Annotated in this window: 19 protein-coding genes; all 19 read left to right on the top strand. The window is 53.4% G+C overall.

Annotated features, from left to right (window positions below):
• Positions 1-34 precede the first annotated feature (34 nt).
• Positions 35-1,267, top strand: coding sequence for an MFS transporter (locus tag D3P08_RS11660; RefSeq protein ID WP_240647453.1), 1,233 nt, complete (start codon positions 35-37; stop codon positions 1,265-1,267).
• Between the two features lie 18 nt (positions 1,268-1,285).
• Complete coding sequence (cysK, locus tag D3P08_RS11655; RefSeq protein WP_119599877.1) at positions 1,286-2,203, top strand: cysteine synthase A; 918 nt, start codon at positions 1,286-1,288, stop codon at positions 2,201-2,203.
• 126 nt (positions 2,204-2,329) lie between these two features.
• Complete coding sequence (locus D3P08_RS11650; RefSeq protein ID WP_162848445.1) at positions 2,330-3,463, top strand: GerAB/ArcD/ProY family transporter; 1,134 nt, start codon at positions 2,330-2,332, stop codon at positions 3,461-3,463.
• Entirely contained in the window at positions 3,417-4,886 is a 1,470-nt protein-coding gene (locus D3P08_RS11645) for a spore germination protein (protein WP_240647451.1), read from the top strand. The genes D3P08_RS11650 and D3P08_RS11645 overlap by 47 nt, the downstream gene beginning before the upstream one ends.
• Positions 4,883-6,040, top strand: coding sequence for a Ger(x)C family spore germination protein (locus D3P08_RS11640; RefSeq protein ID WP_119599875.1), 1,158 nt, complete (start codon positions 4,883-4,885; stop codon positions 6,038-6,040). The genes D3P08_RS11645 and D3P08_RS11640 overlap by 4 nt, the downstream gene beginning before the upstream one ends.
• 154 nt (positions 6,041-6,194) lie before the next feature.
• On the top strand, positions 6,195-6,686 hold the full coding sequence (locus D3P08_RS11635) for an Lrp/AsnC family transcriptional regulator (protein ID WP_119599874.1): 492 nt from the start codon (positions 6,195-6,197) through the stop codon (positions 6,684-6,686).
• Between the two features lie 17 nt (positions 6,687-6,703).
• On the top strand, positions 6,704-7,918 hold the full coding sequence (locus D3P08_RS11630; protein WP_119599873.1) for an aminotransferase class I/II-fold pyridoxal phosphate-dependent enzyme: 1,215 nt from the start codon (positions 6,704-6,706) through the stop codon (positions 7,916-7,918).
• Between the two features lie 662 nt (positions 7,919-8,580).
• Positions 8,581-9,183: a cob(I)yrinic acid a,c-diamide adenosyltransferase gene (locus D3P08_RS11625; protein WP_119599872.1), complete on the top strand. Its 603-nt coding sequence runs from the start codon at positions 8,581-8,583 to the stop codon at positions 9,181-9,183.
• The gene (locus D3P08_RS11620; RefSeq protein WP_119599871.1) at positions 9,173-10,162 is read left to right on the top strand and encodes an RluA family pseudouridine synthase; all 990 of its coding nucleotides are present in this window, start codon (positions 9,173-9,175) and stop codon (positions 10,160-10,162) included. Before D3P08_RS11625 ends, D3P08_RS11620 begins: the two co-directional genes overlap by 11 nt.
• A gap of 15 nt (positions 10,163-10,177) precedes the next feature.
• On the top strand, positions 10,178-10,561 hold the full coding sequence (locus D3P08_RS11615; RefSeq protein WP_119599870.1) for an arsenate reductase family protein: 384 nt from the start codon (positions 10,178-10,180) through the stop codon (positions 10,559-10,561).
• Positions 10,554-11,786 carry an aminotransferase class I/II-fold pyridoxal phosphate-dependent enzyme gene (locus tag D3P08_RS11610; RefSeq protein WP_119599869.1) on the top strand — a complete coding sequence of 411 codons (1,233 nt, stop codon included), beginning with the start codon at positions 10,554-10,556 and terminating at the stop codon, positions 11,784-11,786. Before D3P08_RS11615 ends, D3P08_RS11610 begins: the two co-directional genes overlap by 8 nt.
• Before the next feature lie 30 nt (positions 11,787-11,816).
• The gene (locus tag D3P08_RS11605) at positions 11,817-12,689 is read left to right on the top strand and encodes a 5'-3' exonuclease (protein WP_119600041.1); all 873 of its coding nucleotides are present in this window, start codon (positions 11,817-11,819) and stop codon (positions 12,687-12,689) included.
• A gap of 204 nt (positions 12,690-12,893) precedes the next feature.
• Complete coding sequence (locus D3P08_RS11600) at positions 12,894-13,541, top strand: YfbR-like 5'-deoxynucleotidase (protein ID WP_119599868.1); 648 nt, start codon at positions 12,894-12,896, stop codon at positions 13,539-13,541.
• A 172-nt stretch (positions 13,542-13,713) separates the two neighbouring features.
• The gene (locus tag D3P08_RS11595; RefSeq protein ID WP_119599867.1) at positions 13,714-15,996 is read left to right on the top strand and encodes an AraC family transcriptional regulator; all 2,283 of its coding nucleotides are present in this window, start codon (positions 13,714-13,716) and stop codon (positions 15,994-15,996) included.
• A 42-nt stretch (positions 15,997-16,038) separates the two neighbouring features.
• Positions 16,039-17,649: an extracellular solute-binding protein gene (locus D3P08_RS11590; RefSeq protein ID WP_119599866.1), complete on the top strand. Its 1,611-nt coding sequence runs from the start codon at positions 16,039-16,041 to the stop codon at positions 17,647-17,649.
• A 211-nt stretch (positions 17,650-17,860) separates the two neighbouring features.
• Positions 17,861-18,796 (top strand): ABC transporter permease, encoded by a 936-nt coding sequence (locus D3P08_RS11585; protein WP_119599865.1) that lies wholly within the window; start codon positions 17,861-17,863, stop codon positions 18,794-18,796.
• A gap of 14 nt (positions 18,797-18,810) precedes the next feature.
• Positions 18,811-19,683, top strand: coding sequence for a carbohydrate ABC transporter permease (locus tag D3P08_RS11580; RefSeq protein ID WP_119599864.1), 873 nt, complete (start codon positions 18,811-18,813; stop codon positions 19,681-19,683).
• Positions 19,684-19,755: 72 nt separating this feature from the next.
• Complete coding sequence (locus tag D3P08_RS11575; RefSeq protein WP_119599863.1) at positions 19,756-21,429, top strand: ABC transporter substrate-binding protein; 1,674 nt, start codon at positions 19,756-19,758, stop codon at positions 21,427-21,429.
• An 81-nt stretch (positions 21,430-21,510) separates the two neighbouring features.
• Entirely contained in the window at positions 21,511-23,586 is a 2,076-nt protein-coding gene (locus tag D3P08_RS11570; protein WP_119599862.1) for an alpha-glucuronidase family glycosyl hydrolase, read from the top strand.
• Positions 23,587-23,597 lie beyond the last annotated feature (11 nt).

The following is a 23,597-nucleotide window of genomic DNA, read 5'->3' as shown; positions in this document are numbered from 1 at the left end:
CACGGCTGTCGGCGGTGCGTCTGGAGGTATCGTTTTGGCGAAGGCGAAATTGGAGAAACAAGCCGTTCTGCTTCTAGTCGTACAGGCATTGTACGGCGTAGCGAGCGCGCTGTCCGGCACGTTCCTGCCGATCTATTTATGGAAAGCGAGCGGTTCCTATACGTTAATCGGCTGGTTTACATTCGCGCAATGCGTGACCGGCGGGCTGACGTTCTGGATCGCGGGCAAATGGGTGAAAGAGCATAACAAGATGCACAGCCTAAGGCTAGGCATCGCTTTAAGCGGGGTGTTTTACTCCACCGTCTTGCTGCTGGGCGGCAAAGCCGACCAATTCTCGGTGCCGCTCGGCGTGCTGAACGGACTGGCCATCGGATTGTTTTGGCTGGCTTTTAACGTCGTTTATTTTGAAGTGACCGAACCCGATACGCGTGATCGTTACAATGGCTGGGCCGGACTTTTAGGTTCAGCCTCTGGTATTTTGGCGCCCTGGATCTCGGGGCTGCTTATTACGTCGATGAAGGGCGAAAAAGGATATCGGTTTATCTTTACATTATCTCTGGTTATTTTTACCATTAGCGTCATTTTGAGCTTTTGGCTGAAAAAAAGGCACGGGGAAGGAAAATACAGCTGGTTTTTTGGTGTAAGGCAATTAATGGAGAAGGGCAGCTCATGGCGCAGAGTATTTCCGGCAATCGCGGCGCAAGGGATTCGCGAAGGCGTATTTATGCTGTTGGTCGGATTGACCGTTTATGTCGCAACCCGCAGCGAAAGCAAGCTCGGCACGTATTCCCTTATCGTTTCGCTCGTCTCTCTTATCAGCTTCTGGCTTATCGGCAGGCTGATGGGCCGCATGAAGCGGGAATGGGCGATGCTTGTTGGCGTCGTGATGCTCGGAGCCGTCATTCTGCCTTTGTTCTGGCAGGTATCTTATATTTCGCTGCTTATGTTCGGCATCGGCACCTCGCTTTTTATGCCGCTGTATATTATTCCGATGACGTCCAGAGTTTTCGATCTGATCGGCCAGTCGGAGAAGAACGCGGTACATCGGGAGGAATTGATCGTCCTTCGCGAAGCGGGGCTGACAATCGGACGACTGGTTGGTCTGTCCGTCTACCTGATTGTCCTGCCGATCAATGATTCGCCGAGGGCGGTGACTTGGCTGCTGCTTGCTGTCGGCGTTGTGCCGATAGCGGGATGGTGGTTTATGAAGCCTTTTTTGCGCAAGCAGGCGTTAGCGAACGCCGGAAGGCATTCGAGCAACAATTAACGGGAGCAGGTTGAAAATATGGCAAAAGCCGTTTCAAGCATAACGGAGCTAATCGGTCATACGCCGGCAGTCCGGCTTAACCGCATGATGGAAGATGGAATGGCGGAGGTTTGCGTCAAGCTGGAGCGCTTTAACCCAAGCGGCAGCGTCAAGGACAGGGCGGCCTTTTCTTTAATTGAAGCAGCCGAGAGACAAGGAATGATTAAGCCTGGCGATACAATCATCGAGCCGACGAGCGGCAACACCGGCATTGGACTCGCGATGAACGCCGCGGCGCGAGGCTATAAGCTCATTCTTGTCATGCCAGACAATATGTCGGCCGAGCGAATTAAGCTGCTGCAGGCATACGGCGCTCAGGTGGTGCTTACGCCTTCGGCCGAAAGGATGCCGGGCGCGATCCGCAAGGCGGAGGAACTCCGCGCGGAACTGCCGGGAAGCTTTATTCCGAATCAATTCGAGAACAAAGCGAACCCCGATATTCACCGGGTTACGACAGCGCTCGAGATCCTGGAGCAAACGGACGGCAGACTGGACGCGTTTGTCGCAACGGCCGGTACCGGGGGGACCATAACGGGAACCGGGGAGACGCTGAAGCAGCATATCCCAGACCTTTATGTCGCGGTGGTGGAGCCGATGGGATCGCCTGTGCTGTCAGGCGGCCAGCCGGGACCCCATAAGCTTGTCGGTACGAGTCCCGGATTTATTCCCTCGATCTTGAACACATCGGTCTACGATGAAATTATTCAAGTATCCGATGAGGACGCGCTGAAGACGATGTGTTCGCTTGCCAGACAGGAAGGGCTGCTGCTTGGCCCCTCCTCGGGCGCTTCCGTCTGGGCGGCAATGCAAGTCGCGAAGCGGCTTGGACCCGGCAAACGTGTATTATGTATTGCTCCTGATACGGGCGAGCGGTACTTGAGCATGAATATTTTTTAGGCGCAGTCGAAATGATCGGATGACGCAAATTTTAATCCCCGCTTTTCTTCGAACATTTTTTTCCACTTCTTTTGCATTTTGGCATTCGCTTCAGGGCAACCTTTGGTTGTGAGGTGAATGCCAAACATGTCCATTAAACCCTTCGGATTATTTCCTGCTATCGCAATGATTGTATTATCCGTCGGACTGGCCAACCATGTCCTGATCGTGCCGCTTCTGCTTAGCGAAGCGATGCGGGATGCCTGGATGTCGGTCTTTGTTGCAGTGGCTGTCGTTATTCCATGGGCATTGATCCCGCTATACGGGCTGATGAAGAAGCTGAAGCACAAACCGTTCGACCGATGGCTGTTCGAGCGCATGCCTCCTTTTTTCGGATGGCTCGTGCTTGGCTATTTTTTAATGCTGCTTTATTTGATCGCTTCGGAGACGCTGATTGTCACTTCATCGTGGACCGGGACGACCTATTTGCCCGAAACGCCGACCTTCGTCGTCAGCTGCGTCTTATTAGGCATTTGTGTATACGCAGCTTGCTCAGGGCTGCGGACGATTGCATTTGTAGGCTGTATTCTTGTGCCGTTCGTTGTGCTGCTTGGCGATTTTGTCATGTCGGCCAACATGCCGCATAAGGAGTACGGTTATTTGCTGCCGATGCTGGAATACGGCTTTCCGCCTGTTCTCCGGGGGGCTTTGCTATGCTTAACCTCCTTCGGCGAATTGTTTACGCTTCTGCTGTTCCAGCATCATCTGCATAAGCAGAAGTCCTTCAATCGCTGGCATCTGCTCCTTCTCATCCTCTTTCTGGCACTGTTGGCCATAGGGCCGATAACCGGGGCGATTTCGGAATTTGGGCCGATCGAAGCGGAGAAGATGAGATACCCGGCATTCTCGCAATGGCGGCTCGTGTCGATCGGAAAATATTTTGAACACGTAGATTTTTTTGCTATTTTCCAATGGTTGTCCGGCGCTTTAGTCCGATTGTCGTTTACGATGTACCTAATCATCGAATATAGTCCCATCAGCCGGATGAAGCGAAAGTGGATCGGAATCTCGATCCTCACATTGTTGCTTGCTCTAACCGCATATTATTGGATCCAAAACATGATTACCTACCGGTTGATTCTCACTTGGGGTTTTAGGGTATCGGGCATCGTGACAATGAGTATTATCGTCATTCTTTATGCGATCAGCTTTTTGAAAAAAAGGAGGGTCACAAGTGAACAACATCATCGATCAGGAGAACCAGAAGACAAGCCGGTCTGACGAAGCCCTCAGCTTCGAGCAATTCCTTGAACGGGTAAAGCCGTGCCAAGACGTTATCGAACAGCTGGTTTCCGTTGGCGGCAAGGACGATTTTAAGGCGAGGCTCTACTATTGCGACGGGTTAATCGATAGTACGTTGTATCATTCGAACCTCCTTCCTATGCTGGAACGGTGGGAAGATACGTCCGTGGCCTCCGAATCGGAGGCTGGCCGTATCTTGCATCCGAACTGGTTGTTTATGAAGCTCGACGCCGGAAAGCCGGACCATATATTTGCGAGGCTGTTCGCGGGGAGCGTCATCGTCATTTTTGAGGATGACCCTTATTTCTACGAATACAATATCGCCAATCAGCCGGCTAGAAGTCCCGAGGAATCGACGATGGAGCTGTCGCTTAAGGGGCCGCGTGACGGGTTCGTGGAACAGCTGTCCGTCAATGTCGCGTTAGTTCGAAAAAGGCTGCGGACACCGAATCTTCACGTGGAAAACTTCAAGATCGGTTCGGAATCGCAGACGGAAATTACGCTTATGCATATGGCGGACCAAGCGCCACCCGGCTTGCTTGATGAGGTGAGGAGACGGATCCGTTCGATTGATATTCCGATGCTGAACGGGGCCGGGCAGCTGGAGGAGCTCATTTCCGATCGGCCGATTTCCTTATTCCCTCTGCTCGAATACATCGGCAGACCGGATTATGTCGCTCAATCGCTGATGAAAGGGCGATTTGCGATTCTCGTCGACGGATCGCCTGCGGCCATTATCGGTCCCGGCAATTTGCTGCTCCTTATCAAATCGCCCGAGGACGCGCATTTGCCTTTTTATTTCGTCACGGCGGAAAGGCTGCTGCGAATTCTGGGATTGTTCCTATCTTTGTTCTTGCCCGGTTTCTGGATCGCCATCTCAAGCTTTAACACGGATCAGATTCCGTTTACTTTGCTTGCGACCGTGACAATGTCGAGAATAGGACTCCCGATGTCGGCGACGATGGAAATGTTCCTCATGCTGACGCTATTCGAGGTGTTTCGGGAAGCGGGGGTCCGGCTGCCTAGACCGGTTGGACAGACCGTATCGGTCGTCGGCGGACTTATTATCGGGGACGCGGCCATAAGAGCGGGACTGACTTCTCCGACCATGCTGGTTGTCGCGGCGGTGTCAGCCGTCTCCACATTTACACTCGTGAATCAGTCGCTTGCGGGAGCTGTCTCCATAATTCGGTTCGGAGTGCTTATATTGGCCTCTATATTTGGGGTGTTCGGCTTTTTTGTCGGAATGTACGCGATTGTCGTGTACCTGTGCTCCCTGGAATCGTTCGGCCAGCATTACCTGCAGCCGGTCGCGCCTTTCCATGTAAAGGACGTTGTATCCGCCCTGATCCAAAAACCTTGGAAAATCGCTTCGACCGCCAGAAGGAGGAAACGCCCATGATGGCCGCCGCGAAGAAGCGCATCCGGACGGCTGCTGCCGGCTTACTTACGCTGATTTGCCTGCTGTTATCCGGCTGCTGGGATGAGGTCAATCTTCAAAATATAAGCTATATTACGGCGCTGGGCATTGATTATAAGGATGGTCAATTTACATTGTATGCGCAGATGCTTACGTTCTCGGCAATCGCCAAAACGGAATCGCCCCAACAGCCGACCGATCCCGTTTGGATTGGCAAATCCCAGGGCGACTCCGTGCAAATGGCCTATTTCAACCTGAGCCGGGCCGGCTACACCACGTTAAGTCTGGATCAGCTAAAGACGATTGTTGTTCATGAACGGGCCATGAACCAACTCGGAGATGTGCTCGATGGACTGAACCGGCAGCGGGCTTCTCGTTATACCACGATCCTGTACGGTACGAGCATCTCCCTCGATAAATTGTTTTCAACGGAATATTTTTTTAATTTATCGCCGCTGAACAGCCCCCTTTACGCGCCGGAGCAATATGAAACGCAGTATACGTTTGTTCAAGCGCAAACGATGCAATCTTTCGTTCAGCAGGTAAGGGATCCCGGCATGACCGCGCTTCTCCTGGATCTAAGCGCTACGGAGTCGTATTGGCTTCATAGCAATAAAAAGATCAATACTCAGCTGATTAACGGCGTTCATGTGTTCAAAAACCTGTCTTATCAAGGGTTCGCTATGGAGAAGGACGTGCTAGGGATCCGGTGGCTAAATCCGGCGTTTCAGAAGGTATATATGAAGGTCGAGCTGGACGACAGTATGGCGACGGTCAACGTGATCAACTCCTCTGTCAAACGGCGCGCTAAGGTTTCGGGGGAGGATGCGCACTTTGAGCTAAACATTCAATTGGAGGGGCACATTGTGGAGATGGATGGTCAATTGACCAAGCAACAGCTGACCGCGGCGGTTGAGCAAAAGGTGAAGGAAGAGATCGAAGCCGCATACCGACATGGCGTACAAAAAAAGATGGATCTGCTGCAATTGGAGCATGTGTTGTACCGTTATCACAACGGCTATTGGAAGGCCAATGCAGCCGACGGGAAATGGAGGCCGCGTACGGATGCGCTCACGGTAAACGTGAAGATGATTTTGTCGGACTCCGGAAAATTCGAAATGAGCAGCGGCACTTAATGCGGCCCTCCAAGGGCAGGCGCGTGTGTCGCCCTTACCGCCCCTAATGCACTTGGCGCGGGAATGGCAGTCGATTCATTTTTTCTTTGCAGGAACAACCGATTCGTTGTAAAATATTCTTTATAACCGCAGGCGAGCTGGAAGGGGTTTTGGCATGAACGAATTACAATTAAAAGTATTAGAGCTGCTGAAGGAAGACGCCCGCAGGGACGCCGAGCTGATCGCGACCATGCTGGATGAGCCGCTGGAGGCAGTGAAGCAAGCCATTGCCGAGATGGAAGAGAATCACGTGATCGTGAAGTATGCGACGGTCGTGAACTGGAGCAAGGTGGATGACGAGAAGGTGACCGCCTTAATCGAGGTTCAGATTACGCCGGAGCGCGGACGCGGTTTTGAAGGCATTGCCGAAAGAATCTATTTGTATCCGGAAGTGAAATCCGTGTTTCTTATGTCCGGAGCCTATGATCTGCTCGTTGAGGTCGAGGGTAAAAACTTGAAGGAAGTCGCTTCATTTGTATCCAATAAGCTGTCTCCAATCGAAGCGGTCCTTTCAACGAAGACATTTTTTATATTGAAAAAATACAAACAGGACGGCATCATCTTCGAGGAGCATGAAGGTGACCATCGGCTGATGGTATCGCCGTAAAATAAAGGGTGATGGTGATGATTAAAGAGGAATCGGAAAGAACCATCCCTGTGCAGCGTGAATCGATGGCTGACTACTTGTCTCCGTTAGTTCGAGGCATCAAACCGTCGGGAATCCGCCGGTTTTTTGATTTGGTTAGCATGCGCAAGGATATTATTACGTTGGGTGTAGGGGAACCGGATTTCGTTACGCCTTGGCATGTGAGGGAAGCGGCGGTTTATGCCCTGGAGACGGGCAAGACGCAATATACGTCCAACGCGGGGATGCCCGAGCTGCGCGAAGCCATCGCTCACTATTTGAACGATTCGTTCTCCGTGGAGTATAACCCCGCGAACGAGTTGATCGTAACAGTAGGCGGTAGCGAAGCGATCGATCTTGCGCTTCGCGCGCTTATATCGCCAGGCGACGAGATTCTTATTCCCGAGCCTTGCTATATCTCTTATTCGCCGATTACAGCGCTTAGCGGCGGCGTAGCCGTTGGGATTGAAACATTCGCAGCCGATAATTTCAAGCTGCGCGCGGATCAGCTGCAGGCTGAGATCACGCCGCGCTCCAAAGTTCTGATCCTTTGTTATCCGAGTAATCCGACAGGCGGCATCATGACTTACGAGGATTGGCTGCCGATCGCTAAGGTCGTTGAGGAGAACGATTTGATCGTTATTTCCGACGAAATCTATGCGGAGCTGACTTATGGTTCGAAACATGTCAGCTTCGCCTCCATGCCGGGGATGAAGGACCGCACCATTCTGGTCAGCGGCTTCTCGAAGGCGTTTGCGATGACGGGCTGGCGGATGGGCTATGCTTGCGGCCATCCCGAATTGATCGCGGCAATGCTCAAAATTCATCAATACACCGTCATGTGCGCTCCGATTATGGCCCAATATGCGGCGCTCGAGGCGCTGCAGCACGGCCTCGAAGAGAAGGACCGCATGGTCGAATCGTATAACCAGCGTCGGAGGCTCGTCGTGAAGGGCTTCCGGGAGATCGGCCTGGAATGCCATGAGCCGCAAGGCGCCTTCTATGCCTTCCCGTCCATCGCATCTACCGGTCTGAGCAGCGAAACGTTCGCCCAGCGGCTTCTCGAAGAAGCGGGCGTTGCGGCGGTTCCGGGCGACGTATTCGGGATAGGTGGCGAAGGGCATATCCGCTGCTCCTACGCAACCTCCGTCACCCAACTGACCGAGGCGCTCGACCGCATCGGACAATTCGTGCACAAACTGAAGCAAGGCTAACCACACCAGCAGGTCAGGAGCTCCTCCGGCCTGCTGTTTGCTGTATGGGCCTGCCCATTCAATGATAGCAGCAGATGCGAGGTGCGAGCTTAACCTTGAATTGAAGAGTCGCTAATCGCGCTCTGAAATAGATCGGTCCCGCCGCCTTTAAAGCGGCCTAGCGGCTCAATTCAGCTGAAGTAGGGCGGTCTCGCCGTCTTCAAGCAGCTGAAATGCGGGTTCCGGCTGAAATAGATCGGTCCCGCCGCCATATAGCAGCTTAGCGCAGCTCAGCTGAAGTAGGGCGGTCTCGCCGTCTTAAAGCTGCTGAAATGCGGGTTCCGGCTGAAATAGATCGGTCCCGCCGCCTTATATTGTGGTTGAACTGCTTAGTTGGCGGAAGTGGGGCGAATGCAGCGCCTTAAGCTACTAGACTCAGATGCGATTCATACCAAGCTGTGTTTGTTCTAATACGCTAACTCATCAAGCGGAAAGCGGGGGCGTTCTGGAGAAACTGCAGTGCTCGCCTTTGTAGTTGGATTGTTACCTTGAAATCAAGCAATCGAGCGGTCGGAAGAATGACCATGCTTGCAGCGGCCCCGCGCACCGTCAAAACGACAACGGAACAAATAACCCCGCTTGCAGCGTCCCGGCACAGCAAGCCCTAAAGAAGGAGTGAAACCATGCGACTATACACAAAAACCGGCGACAAAGGCGAAACGAGCTTAATCGGCGGAAGAGTATACAAAGACGATATGCGAGTTGAAGCATACGGCACCATCGACGAACTGAACAGCTTCGTCGGCCTCGCTCAAGCCGAAGCGGAGAAGCATGCGAGTCTGGCCGAGCTTGCCGATCAGCTAATCGACATTCAGCAAGAGCTGTTCGATTGCGGTTCTGACCTCGCGTATGCAAAAGCCGGCGCGCCTTACAAAATGAATGAAGAACCTGCGACACGCTTAGAGGCGTGGATCGACCGTTACATACAAGAAGCTCCGGAGATTACGAGATTTATTCTTCCGGGAGGAAGCGTCCTATCCTCCACGCTGCACGTATGCCGAACCGTGTGCCGCAGAGCGGAGCGCCGCGTCGTGACGCTCTCGCGCGATCACACGATCAACCAAGACGTGCTTATCTATATCAACCGCTTATCGGATTATTTCTTTGCGGCGGCGCGGGCGGCGAACGCCAAGCTTGGCGTGCCGGATACGGAATATGTGCGCAGCGCCGAAGTGTTCCGCAAGCGGAAAAAGGACGGGGGCAGCGGAAGCGATAATGGAGGGTAACGGCCCATCAGATTTGGACGAGCGGTATTACGCGCCGCTTACCGTCGTCGTCTCGCCCGAGGATGACGGCAAAGCCGTGCGAAACGTGCTCGAGCGGAGGCTTGGCGTCTCCCGCAAGCTGCTGTCGCAGGTGAAGCTGACCGAGCACGGCCTTACCGTCAACGAGAAGCGGGTTTATACGACGGCTCCGGTATCGGCAGGCGACATTATCCGGCTGCGCATGGAGCGCGAGGAGTCGGACGATATTTTGCCGCAGCCCATCCCGATTGAGATCGTCTATGAGGACGATGACCTGCTGATCGTCAATAAACCGGCCGGCATGATTGTTCATCCGACACACGGCCATTATACGGGAACGTTGGCGAACGGCGTCGTGCATCACTGGAAAGAGAGAGGCGAGAAGGTCCGGTTCCGACCTATCCACCGGCTGGATGAGGAAACGTCGGGCCTCGTCGCCATTGCCAAAACGGGCTATGTGCATCAGCAGCTGTCGGAGCAGCTCCAAGCCGGCGCGGTTACGAAGCTGTACCTGGCTTACGTCTACGGCATACCGGAGCCGCGGTCGGGAACCGTCAACGAACCGATCGACCGCGATAAGGAACAGCCGCATCTGCGCGTCGTGACGCCGGATGGCTACCCTTCCGTCACGCATTATGAAGCTGTACATGTGTATGAGGGGGACTCCGATTTACGAGCCGCTTGCGTCCGGCTTAAGCTGGAAACGGGGAGAACGCATCAAATTCGGGTGCATATGAAACATATCGGCTGCCCGCTCATCGGCGACAAAATGTACGGACCGGGAGAGCTTGGCAATGAAGCATGGGAGAGCGCGGCGGGGAGACAAGCCTTGCATGCGGAAACGTTAGGCTTCGTACACCCCATCAAAAAGGAACAGATGGAGTGGCGCGCGCCGCTGCCGCCTGAGCTGCGCAGTCTTGAACAATTATTGAAAGGCGGGGCGGACGCCGCTAAGGTTTGAAAGGGGAAACGAATCGTGCATACTGACAATACCAACAAAGTAACGATCATCGAATATCCGAAATGCAGCACCTGCAGAGCTGCCGTGAAATCGCTCAAAAATAAAGGCAACGAGGTTATCTCGCGGGATATCGTCAACGACACGCCATCGGCGAAGGAGCTGAAGCAGCTGCTTGAGATCAGCGGTTTGGATATTAAAAAGCTGTTCAATACATCCGGCGAGGTATACCGGGAGCTCGGGCTGAAGGACAAGCTGGGAAGCATGTCGGAGGAAGAAAAGCTGGAGCTGCTCTCGCAGCATGGGATGCTGATCAAACGACCGATCGTAACCGACGGCAAAAAAGTGACGGTAGGCTACAAAGAAGATACCTACGAGCAGGTATGGGGCAAACATGAGTAAGGAGAGCGCAGGCACCAAGTCGTGGAGATCGGAACGGTTGTCGCAGCTGGGCTCTTCTATTTTCGCCGAAGTGGCGGCTTGGAAGAGGGAAGCTGCAGCCAAAGGGCTTGATATTATTGACCTCGGCATCGGCAGCCCGGATCAGCCGCCGTCCGAAGCCGTGCGCAAGGCGTTGTCGGAGGCCGCTTTAAGGGAGGACACTTACGCCTACCCAGCAACAAAAAGCGGCATGCCGTTCAAGGAGGCGGCTGCCGCCTGGATGAAGTATCGATTCGGCGTCGAGGCCGATCCTGACGAAGAGATCGTCACGCTGCTCGGCTCGCAAGACGGTCTCGCTCATCTTGCGATGGCGATTTGCGACACGGGAGACACCGCGCTGCTGCCGAACCCGGGGTATCCGATTTACGCTGGTTCGCTTGCGCTTGCCGGAGTAGAAGCCGTCCTTATGCCGCTGCGGGAGGAGAACGGATTTTTGCCGGACCTAGAGGCAATAACGGAGGAGAATTGGCGCAAGGCTAAGTTTATTTTACTTAACTATCCCAACAATCCCCTCTCAGCGGTCGCCGACCTTGCCTTTTTCGAGCGGCTTCTCCAAAAAGCCCGCCAGTACGGCGTGCTTGTCGTTCACGATCTCGCTTATTCGGAGATGGGGTTTGACGGCTGCGAGCCGCCGAGCATTTTACAGGTTGCCGGCGCAAAGGAGCTGGCGGTCGAATTCCATTCGATGTCCAAGAGCTTTAATATGGCGGGCTGCCGGCTTGGATTCCTCGTCGGTAACAAGGAGGCCGTAGGTGCGCTTCGCGAGCTGAAGGCGAATATTGATTACGGCGCCTTTGATCCCGTGCAGGAAGCCGCGGTCGTTGCGCTAAATGAAGCGATATCCAATCCGGATTACGTGAAGGCGGGCGTCCTTTATGAACGCCGGAGAAACACTTTTGTAGAGGTTCTTCGATCGGAAGGATGGCAAGTGGCCAGTCCGAAAGCGACAATGTTCGTCTGGGCGAAGCTGCCGGATATGGCTTGGGACATGGGTATGCCATGGAGCTCGAGAACCATTTCCCAGGAAATGCTGAAACGGACAGGCGTAGTTGTGGTGCCTGGAGAGGCTTTTGGCTCAGAGGGTGAAGGCTACGTGCGGATTGCGCTTGTCGAATCGGAGGAGAGGCTTCGGGAAGCGGCGGTACGAATTGGATGCTTTATCCGCGGAGAGCTTATGGTAGAATAAATGCATAGAATAGGCGATAGAATGGAGCGGATCGAAGTGAATGAGCAAAAACTGCTGTTGGTCGACGGCATGGCTATCTTGTTCCGGGCGTATTTCGCAACGTCCTTCACAGGTAGCATTAGAAGGACAAGCTCCGGCGTGCCGGTAAACGCGGTGCACGGGTTCGTCCGTTATTTTATGGATGCGGTCCAAAAGTTTAACCCGACGCATGTCATCTGCTGCTGGGATATGGGGAGCAAAACGTTCCGGACCGAGCAGTACGACGGCTATAAGTCGAACCGCCCGGAAGCGCCGGCAGATTTGATTCCGCAGTTCGATTTGGTGAAGGAAGTTGTGGCGAGCTTCAACGTTCCGAATCTGGGCATCGAAGGCTACGAAGCGGATGACTGCATCGGCACACTGTCTGCTATGTTCAGAGATCAAGCAGAGATTGTCATTGTAACAGGCGACCATGATATGCTGCAGCTGGTGGATGACCGCGTGTCGGTTGCCATCATGAAAAAGGGCATCGGCAATTATATGGTCTACACGCCGTCAAGCTTGATGGAGGAACGCCAGCTGACGCCTTCGCAAATTATCGACTTGAAAGGCCTGATGGGCGATACGAGCGACAATTATCCGGGTGTGCGCGGCATAGGCGAAAAAACAGCTCTTAAGCTCATCTTGGAGCATGGAACGATTGACGGGCTGCTTGCGAACCTTGACGCCGTCTCGAAAACGATTCGCGCGAAAATCGAAGCCGATCTGGATATGCTCCATCTGTCCCGCGATTTGGCCACGATCCGCAGAAATGCGCCGCTGCAGGCGGAGCTTGAAAGCTGCTGCTGGCAATATGAGCGGCAGATGGTGCTGAGCAAATTCGAGGAGCTCGAGTTCAAGAGCCTGGTCGCGTTAATCAGCTAGATGAACAGCAAACCTTCCCACAATAAACGTCACATTGAGGAATGCCGCTTCTAACCATGAGGCGCCGTTCTCTCAGTGCGGCGTTTTTTTATTTTGTAAGTAGGGCGTCCGAAAAATTAACCGAATGATAAAGCTCCGTTCATGCAGAATTTACACGCGCTTTGTATACTAGCGTTACACCGACTGCTGGAAGGAGAATGATTCATGGGTATTCATTATTACTTTCGATCGTTGAACGAATTGGAACGGATCATTCGCTGTCCCGGAAAATTTAAATTCGAGGAACATAGCGTCGCCGCGCATTCTTGGAAGGTTGTGCAGTATGCCAAGACGCTTGCGGATATTGAAGAGAGAAACGGTGTGACGATTAACTGGAAAAAACTATATGAGATCACAAGCAGCCACGATTACGGCGAAATCTTTATCGGCGATATTAAGACGCCGGTCAAGCACTCGTCCCCCGAGCTGCGAAAGCTGATTCAGCAGGTGGAAGAGGGCATGGTTTATCACTTCATCGAAGAGCATATACCGGATGAGTTCAAAGCGATCTTCCATAATCAGCTGCGGGAAGGCAAGGACGATTCGGTAGAAGGCTTGATTCTGGAAGTAGCCGACAAGATGGATCAAGTATACGAAGCGTTTGCGGAGCTCCAGCGCGGGAATACGGAGAAGGAATTCGTGAAAATGTACCGGGACGCTCTTGTGAAGATTAAAAATATTAAGCTGCACTGCGTCGACTATTTTTTGAATCACATTTTGCCGGACATGGTGAACGACGAAATCGTCTCCACTGTAGATATTAGACGGATTACGGACGAGGCGCTCGGCATTGACCGGTCGCAATCCGCGTAAAAAAGTGAAGCTCCCTCATCTAAAATCGCCGTCTCGAACGGCGGTTTTTTATTGCGCCTAGGCCTCATTCTCCAAAATGTACATCGATTTTCAAATTGTACATTTAAAATCACCGTTTCATTCATGCTACTATAGAAGTTGTACATGGAGGTTGGGGATAGGAGGGAGCGCCATGCGATGGGGAAAAAGCAATTTTGCGCGAAGCGTAGCGTTTCGGTGGATTGTATCGTATGCCGTCATTTTGTTCATACCGGTTATACTCAGCGTTGTCGTCTACAGCCAAACGAGAGGAATCGTCGAGAATGAAATTAAAAGGGCGAGCGGCGCCATGCTTCAGCAGGTCCGGTATATTGTAGACGGCGAGCTGCAGCAGACGGAAAGCCTTGGCGCGCAGTTGTCCATCCATCCGGATGTCCGTATGCTTCTCGAGCAAACGCCAGGAGAAGTTGAAAACGCTTACCTTCTTTATAAAACGAAGCAGGAATTAAATAATATGCTGTCCGCAAATGACTTCATTAAAGGAATTTATATTTACTCGAATGAACTGGGGGCGGTGCTTTCAAGCGAAACGTTCGTCGAAGAACGGTTATTTTACGAAATGAAGCACCAGACGGATGCATTCGCGTTCGAGGACTGGCTCAAGCTGATGAAGGAGAACCAGCCGGGAAAATACGTGCTTCTGCCGGTAGAGAATGCCGGCAAGCGCACGATAACGCCGTCCTATGTGAGGTCGTTCCACATGCAGTCGGAGCAGCAATCCGCTGGCATGATGCTGTTTCCTCTCAATGTTGAAAAAATGAAAACGATGCTCGAAAATATCGACTGGGTGGAGAAGGGCCATGTGTTCATCATGGATTCGAGCCATCAAATTTTGTTCCAGAGCGCGGAGACGGAGTCGATTTCGCCATCGGCTTACGCCGAATGGGGCAGCCGCGGATCGGGGACGTTCACGGATACGATCGACGGCGTTAAGTCGGTGGTGACGATCGAATCGTCCGATACGACGGGCTGGAAATATGTGAGCGTATTCCCGACCGACGTATTCTGGGAGCGGACGCGAGCCATCCAAACGATGAACATAGCCGGACTTCTTCTTTGCATGATGATCGGCGGCGCGGTCATTTATTATTTCTCCCGCAAAAATTATGGACCGGTCAAACGGCTCGTGAGCGTCTTTTCGAAGAGCGCTCCCCAAGGGGCAAGCCCCGATAAGGATGAATATTCGTTTATCCAACGGAGCGTGCTCGAGACGATCCGCGAGCGGGACGACATGTCGAGCAAGCAAGTCCAGCAGCTTCGGGTGCTGCAAAATTATTATTTGGAAAGGCTGCTTAAGGGGAAGACGGACCGGAACGTGCCGCCTGCGGAGCTGGCGAAGGCGCACCGTCTGACCTGGAAGTCGGACCGGTTCGCGGTGCTGCTGTTCTATATCGAAAGCGATGGAAGCGACCGGAACGTGCTGGCTTTATCCCAGTTTATCGTCTCCAATATCGTCTCCGATTTTATCCGCGACCGCTTCAGCATTCATTTTACGGATGTGGACGGGACCTTGGCGGCGGTCGTTAACGTCGACCCGGATTGCGAGGAGGAGTGGAAGGACGGGATGGAGGATGCGCTGGCTGGGGCAGCCGAGTTCATTACGGCGCGTTATCAGCTGCGGTTCACAGCGGCGGGCAGCGAGCTTCAGACTGGCCTAGACGGCGTGCATCAGGCGTTTCTGCAGGCGCTTGAGGCTCAGGAATACCGCATGGTGCTGGGTGAAGGCATGCTGATCTGGTATGGGGATGTTAAGCCGAGCGAGAGCAGCTACTTCTTTACCGTGAACGATCAAATGATCCTTATGAATCTGATGAAGGCCGATGAGTTCGAGAAGGCAAGGGCAATGATCGATCATGTCGTTCACCAGGCCTTCCAAAGCCAGTCGTCTCTAGAAATCGCCAAATTTGTTCTGCTGGACGTAGCGACGACGCTCATTAAGACGATTCCCGATCAAGAGCAGGCCGGCATCGCATGGGATGAATGGCGTCCGCTTAAGCGGCTGCTGTCGTGCTCGACCAAATCGGAATTCCATCAGGAGCTTCTGGACATCCTGGATCGCGTCATCGGCGCGCTTCGCTGCAAGCAGTCCGTCCAGACGAGCGCCGGAATCGGAGATAAAGTGATGGCGTACGTGCAAGAGCATTACAGCGATAAGAACTTGAGCGTGTCGATGATCGGCGACAGCTTCCGCCTGACGCCGCAATACGTATCCAAGTTATTCCGCGAACAGACGGGGCAAGGCCTTCATGATTTCATCAGCCAGACGCGCGTCGAAGCCTCGAAGCTGCTTCTTCAGGAAGGGGCGAGCATTGACGATACGGCGGCGCGGGTCGGCTTTGCAAGCGGTCACGCTTTTATTCGGGTATTCAAAAAGTATGAAGGAATTACGCCCGGCAAATATAAAACCATCTGCTAAAGTACTTCGGAAATTGTTCGCGAAGGGAGAGGAGGCGTTATGATGGCTGCGAAAAAGCTCGATTGGCTTAGGAAGGGCTGGATCGTCATTTTCGTTTTTGCCCTGCTAGCGACAGGATGCTTCGGTGGGGAAAGCGGAGGAGATCAAGGGGCGACAGGCGCTCCCGGGAAATCGGATCCTCGAATAGAGGAAGGACAGGCTTTCTCCTATCCGCTGGAAGGCGGCCCGACGTTAACGCTAATGACGGAATTTCCCGATATGGGGATGCCGAACCGGGGACCGATCGACCAGGAATACGAGAAGCGCACGGGCATTAAAATTCGGCATCTCGGCGGCGTTCCGATGTCGGACGATAAATTTGACTATCTGCTCGCTTCAGGGAATTTGCCGGATATCTTCATGAACAATTGGCTGGAGTTTCCGGGAGGGCCGGAGAAAGCGATCGAGCAAGGCTACATCCTGCCGCTGAATGACGTCATCGACCGGTATGCGCCGAACTTCAAGCGGGTGCTGGAGGAAAATCCCGATATCGACAAAATGGTGAAGACGGACAGCGGCGTTTATTATGCGTTTCCGTTCATCCGTTCGGAGCAGGGCCGCGTCTACGGCGGGCCGATCGTTCGGAAGGATTGGCTCGATGAGCTGGGCCTTTCCGTTCCAACGACGATTGAGGAATGGCATGCGGCGCTCAAAGCCTTTAAGGAGAAGAAGGGAGCGCAATCGCCTCTGACCTTGCGCACCTTATTTCTGGGCGAGAGGACAGCGGGCTTTGCCGGAGCGTTCGGCGTCATGGGCAACTTCTACGTCGAGGACGGGCAAGTCAAATACGGCTATCTGGAGCCGGGGTACCGCGATTATTTGAAGACGATGAGCGAATGGTACGACGAGGGGCTAATCGATCGAGACTATGCGCTGCTGGATCTGGAAACCGTCGATAAAAAAATGACGACCGGCATAAGCGGCGCTACGATCGGCTGGCACGCCTACATCGAGAAATACAATCTTGCCGCATCGACGAACGGCTCGGGAGCACGTTATACCGCTGCGCCCTACCCGACGTTGAACGAAGGCGAGATTCCGAAGTTCGGACAGCTCGACAACGCGTACCCAGGCACAAGCTCAGCCGCAATCAAGGCGACGACGAAAAACTTGGAGGCGGCGGTGCGCTGGCTGGATTACGCGTACTCGGAGGAAGGCGTCATGCTGAACACGTTCGGGATCGAAGGGGTGACCTATACGATGGAGGACGGCAAGCCGGACTATACGGATTTTGTTGTCTCGAATCCGGACGGCCAGTCCAGCGACCAAGTGATGCTGCAATACGCGCATCAGACGAACTTTCCAATGATTCAGCGGGATTCCGAGCTGGAATGGAAGTTTGAGGAGACGAATCAGGCATTGCAAATATGGAAGCAAACCAACCATGAGCATTATTTGCTCCCTCCCATTACGCCGACGCCGGAGGAAGCGAGCGAGCTGTCCGCCCTGATGAGCGAGATAAGCGAATATGTCAAGGATGCGGAGCTCCGCATCGTTATGGGCGTGGATCCGATCGGTGCTTACGATGAGATGGTCGAGCAGCTGAAGGCGATGGGAATCGATCGGGTATTGGCCATTAAACAAGCGGCATACGAACGGTATAGGGAAAGATGAAACCTCCGAAGCTTCGGAGGTTTCTTTTTTATTTTTGCCGGCGGATTCGGGATTTTGAACCTTGATTTCAAACGATCACCCGCGTTTTCCCTTTATTCGTACATCATTTTCGTTATTGCACATTGAGAACGCAAGCCGCCTTTCGCTACAGTGATGGGGCAAGGACTTAAAAGCGCAGCTAGGGAAAATTTCGTAAGGATGTGATGGAGGCATGGCCGCTTATACAAAAGATCAGGTCGCAGACGCAAGCCCGCTTTGGAAGCACGTCAGAAAGGAATGGAAGCTGTATTCGTTCCTGGTAATCCCCCTCATCTATTTTGTCATCTTTAAGTACGCGCCGATGATCGGCAACATTATCGCCTTCCGCAAATATAGAGGCGGTCCGAACATCCTCGGCTCCGAGTGGGTCGGCTTTCAGTACTTTGAAATGTTTATGAATGACCCGACCTTCTGGCGAGCTTTCTTTAATGATTTGACGTTAAGCGTAAGCTATTTGGCCGTCAAATTCCCGTTAACCTTACTCTTCGCGCTGCTGCTGCACGAAATCAGGTGGATGAAGTGGAAGAAGTTCGTGCAGACCGTGTCGTACCTTCCGCATTTTATTTCGATCGTTATTGTCGTAGGGATGGTCAAGGAGATGGTTTCGTTAACCGGACCGATTAACGCTTTGCTCGGGAAGTTCGGCATGGAGCCCATCGCATTCATCTCGCTGCCGGAATGGTTCCCGACGCTTTACGTTACATCCGGCATTTGGCAGAGCCTTGGGTGGGGCACGATTCTGTATTTGGCCGCGATGACCGCGATTAATACGGAGCTTTACGAAGCGGCGAAAATCGATGGCGCTACCCGTTTCAGACAAGCCTTGCACGTTACGATTCCAGGCATACTGCCGACGATCATGGTGCTACTTATTTTGGATATCGGCAGCATTCTCGGATCGAATTTCGAAAAAATATTGCTCATGTACAATCCCCTTACCTATGAAACGGCGGACGTTATCTCCACCTATGTTTACCGGATGGGCATCACCGGCGGCAACTTCAGCTTCGCGACGGCTGTCGGCCTGTTTGAAGGCATTATCGGTCTTATCCTGGTTACGATCGCGAACGAAATTTCGAAACGAACGACGAAATCAAGCCTTTGGTAGAAAGGAGCCCCTCCATGAAGAAAACTTTGCGGTTCAGCGCTTTTACAATTGTAAACGGATTCATCATGACGCTTGTCGTCCTCTTCACTTTATATCCGTTCGTTTATCTGGTCGCGCAGTCCTTCAGCTCGGAAGCGGCCATCTACGCGGGGAAAGTCAGCTTCTTCCCCGTCGAGTTTACGACCAGAACGTACGAGATCATTATGAGCAAGCCGGATTTCTTCCGTTATTACGGCAATACCATATTTTACTCCGTCCTAGGCACGTTCATCGCCGTAGCCGCGACGGCCGTCATGTCGTATCCGCTGTCCAAGGCGAAGCTGCGGCTGAACAAAATTGTGATCCCGTTCGTGCTCTTTACGATGTATTTCGGCGGAGGCCTTATTCCGAACTACATCCTGGTCGCGAAGACGCTCGGCATGCGGGATACGGTTTGGGCGATCGTTATTCCCGGCGCCATCAGCGCCTTCAACGTAATTTTGATGAAAACCTTTTTTGCGAACATTCCGAATGAGCTTGAGGAAGCGGGCCGGGTAGACGGGCTGGACGTATTCGGCATTTTCACCCGAATCATTCTTCCTCTATCGAAGCCGATTATAGCTACGATTACGCTGTTTGTAATCGTCGGCATGTGGAACAACTGGTTCGGGCCTTCGCTTTATTTGCAGTCGAAGGAGAAATGGCCGATCGCGCTGTATCTCAAGCAAATTATCGACAACGCGGTCAGTCCGACCGAAATCGGCGCAGCCTCCGAGGAGACGAGCCAGATTGCGGCAACCGTCAAATCGACGGCCATGGTGCTCACCTCGCTTCCGATCATTTGTATGTATCCTTTCGTACAGCGTTATTTCGTGCAAGGGATGATGATCGGGGCGGTTAAAGGGTAATCGGTATTACCGGCAAGGCTTAACGGCTGACCCGTAATATAGAAGTTTCTACGAATAAAGGGAGGCAAAACGATGAGAAAAATCAGTAGAGCAAGCGTTATGGTATTGCTGGCTTTGATGCTCGCTTTTACGGCGGCATGCAGCTCGAACGGGAACAACAACAATGCGGGCAAAAACACGGACACTCCATCGGCTACGGCGGGGGCGGATAACGGCGAAGCGGCAGACTACACGTTCGGCGAAGGCCAGACGTTCCGCTCGAATGATCCCGTCACTTACTCCATGATGTACAGCGACCACGAGAACTATCCTTATCGGGAGGACTGGAGATTGTGGAGCGCGATTAAAGAAAAAACAAACGTAAGCTTTGACTTGTCGATTACAGCAAGGACGGAGTATGAAAATCAAAAATCGCTGCTTGTGAACAGCGGCGACGCGCCCTATATTATTCCTAAGACTTATGATGAATCCGCTTTCGTCGCTTCCGGTCAAATCGTCCCTGTCAGCGACTGGGTGCAGTACATGCCGAACTACATGAAGGCCGTTAAGGACTGGGGCATGGAAGAGGATCTGAAAGCGAAGCTGAAGGAGGACGGCAAATATTATGTCCTGCCTGGCATGTGGGAAGTATCCGGCGGCGGCTACTCTTATATTATCCGCAAAGACGTGTTCGAAGCGGCAGGCGTAGACGTTACCGGCGAAGAAGCGAACTGGACGTACGAGGACTTCTACGAAGCGATGAAGAAAGTGAAGGCGCATACCGGAGCGAAATATGTCATCTCCGACCAGTTCAAAGGCGAATCTACGCTAAATATCGCGGCCGTCCAATACGGCGTAACCGGCGGATGGGGCATTTCGAACGGTCTCACCTTCGACCATGACAAGCAAGAGTTTCAATTCGCCAACGCTTCCGACGATTTCAAAGCATACCTGGAATACTTCAATAAGCTAGTGAAAGAAGGCATTATGGATCCGGAATCGTTCACGCAGGAAGACGACACGGCGCAGGCAAAGTTTTTCAAAGGCGACACGTATGTGATTAACGCCAACTACCAGCTGCTGTCCGATTTCAAATCGAAAATGCAGGTGGACGGCGCAGAGCTGTACATGATCGTTCAGCCCGGCGGTCCGAAGGGGCAGCTGCAAATCGAGACGTCAAGACTCGAAAACGGCATAATGATCAGTCAGCGCGCGCTTGACGAGCTTGGCGAAGAAGGCTTCATCAAGATGCTCCGCTTCGTCGATTGGCTCTGGTATTCCGACGAGGGACAAACGCTTAGCTTATGGGGCGTGGAAGGAGAGACATACACCAAAGACGCGGAAGGCAATATTGTGCTGAACCCGGATATTTATTACAACGGCATGAACGAAGGCGCTTCGAAGCAATTGAACGTCGATTTCGGCTTTGCCGGCGGGGTGTTCGCGTATGGCGGTAACACGAAGCTGAAAACGTCCAAGATGACGGAAGGCGAAAAGGATTACTTCAATCGGACAGTAAACACGCGCGAAAAGCGCAAGCTGGCGCCTCCGATTATGGCGACGCCGGAAGAAACGGAGCAAATGGATCTGATCAAGACGCCGCTCATCGACTACGTGAAGACGATGACGCTGAAGTTCATCACCGGCCAGGAAAGCTTCGACAACTGGGAGTCGTACAAAGCTCAAGTCGAAGCGAACGGAAGCGCGCGCTATACGCAAATGGCGAACGACGTCTTCCAGAAAACAAAAAGCAAGCTAGGCTACTAAGTTCGTGAGAATAGGGCTGGGCGCGGGTCCTTAGGTGGATGAGACGCTTGGCCCTTTCTTCTCACAATGGGAGGGTATCGTATGGACACAAACGAAATGACAGGTTATAAGGCATGGCTGCGTTATGAAACGGCGGAAAATGAGACGCTGCGGGAGGAGTACCGGATCTATTGCTCGTCGATTGCGGTGGCCGAGCAGTCGCGGGTGCTGCTTACGGCGGCCCGGGAGCTGGCGGCGGCAGTCCGTTCCATTACCGGACATTCGCCTTCAATCGCTCCATCGCTGGATCGCGCTTCAGGCGTCGTCATTGGCGTCAAGGGGAAGCTCGATCCCGAGCTGGAGCAAGCGCTCTCTTCCGACATCGCGGAGCTTAGCGACGAAGGGTACGTGCTTCGAACGCTGCGCGCCGGCTCGGGGGGGGCGGAACGCATTGCAATCGTCGGAGGCGCTGAAGCCGGCGCGCTGTACGGCGTCTTCCATCTCATCCGTGTTATGCAAATGCGGAAAAGCCTTGGCGGGCTCCGCGCGACCGAGCAGCCGGCGAACCGGCTGCGCATGATCAACCAATGGGACAACATGGACGGATCAATCGAGCGCGGGTATGCGGGGAAGTCGATTTTTTACCGGGGCAACGCATTTGTTGACGATTTTTCGCGGATACGGGATTACGCGCGTCTGCTCGCATCGGTCGGGATTAACGCGATCTCGATCAATAACGTGAATGTACACCGCGAGGAGACCAAGCTGATAACGAAGCAGTATGAAGAAACGCTGTCCAGGGTAGCGGCTGTATTCAGAGATTACGGCATCAAGCTGTTTCTGAGCGTGAATTTCGCAAGTCCGATTGCAGCGGGAGGTTTGCCAACCGCCGATCCGTTGGAGCCTTCCGTGAAAGAATGGTGGGCGCAGCGGGCGTCTGATCTATATCGGGCCATTCCCGATTTCGGCGGGTTTCTGGTGAAGGCCGACTCGGAATTCCGGCCGGGTCCGTTCACGTACGGACGCGACCATGCCGACGGAGCGAATATGCTCGCCGAGGCTCTCGCGCCGCATGGGGGGCTTGTCATTTGGCGCTGCTTCGTCTATAACTGTCTGCAGGATTGGAGGGACCGGTCGACGGACCGAGCCAAAGCGGCTTATGAGCACTTTATGCCGCTCGACGGCCGTTTCGCGGACAACGTCATCCTGCAAATCAAAAACGGTCCGATGGATTTTCAGGTGCGCGAGCCGGTGTCGCCTTTGTTCGGCGGGCTGAAGCGGACGAATCAAATGCTGGAGCTGCAAATTACGCAGGAATATACGGGCCAGCAGAAGCATCTTTGCTATCTTGTGCCGCAATGGAAAGAGGTGCTCGATTTCGACACGCATGCCGCAGGCAAAGGCTCAACTGTCGCTAGGTTGGCTAGCGGCGTTCTGCGCGAGCGGCCTCATGGCGGGATTGCAGCCGTATCGAATATCGGAGACGACGCATGCTGGACCGGTCATCCGCTTGCGCAAGCGAACTTGTACGGGTATGGGCGTCTGACCTGGAATCCTTCGCTGTCTGAAGACCAGATCACGGCCGAATGGATCCGGCAAAGCTTGGGCTGCGACCCTGAGGTTGAGACGGTCGTATCGGATATGCTGCGTAAGTCGTGGGGGATCTACGAAAGCTACACGGCTCCGCTCGGCGTCGGCTGGATGGTGAACCCGAACCATCACTACGGTCCCAACGTAGACGGCTATGAATATTCAAAGTGGGGGACGTATCACTTTGCGGACTGCCGCGGCATCGGCGTCGACCGGACGGCCGAGACGGGAACCGGCTATACCGCGCAATACCATTCCCCTTGGCGGGAGACTTTCAATTCGTTGGAGCTTTGTCCCGATGAGCTGCTTCTGTTTTTCCATCATGTTCCTTATACGCATGTCCTTCATAGCGGCAATACGGTCATCCAGCATATTTACGATACGCATTTCGAAGGCGCGGAGGAGGCTGCCGCCCTTCTAGAGGCGTGGAAATCGCTCGAGGGCAGAATCGAAGCGGATTATTTCGCTCTCGTCGCCGAGCGACTTGCCGTTCAGAGCGAGCACGCCAAGGAATGGCGGGACGTCATCAATACGTATTTTTACCGGAAATCGGGCATCGCCGACCGGCAGGGCCGTCTGATTTATTAACCTTTTACGAA

It is taken from the genome of Paenibacillus nanensis (assembly GCF_003583765.1).
GTDB classification, from domain to species: Bacteria; Bacillota; Bacilli; order Paenibacillales; family Paenibacillaceae; genus Pristimantibacillus; species Pristimantibacillus nanensis.
Note: the sequence above shows the minus strand (reverse complement) of the source record. Positions and strands in the feature narration are given on the sequence as shown.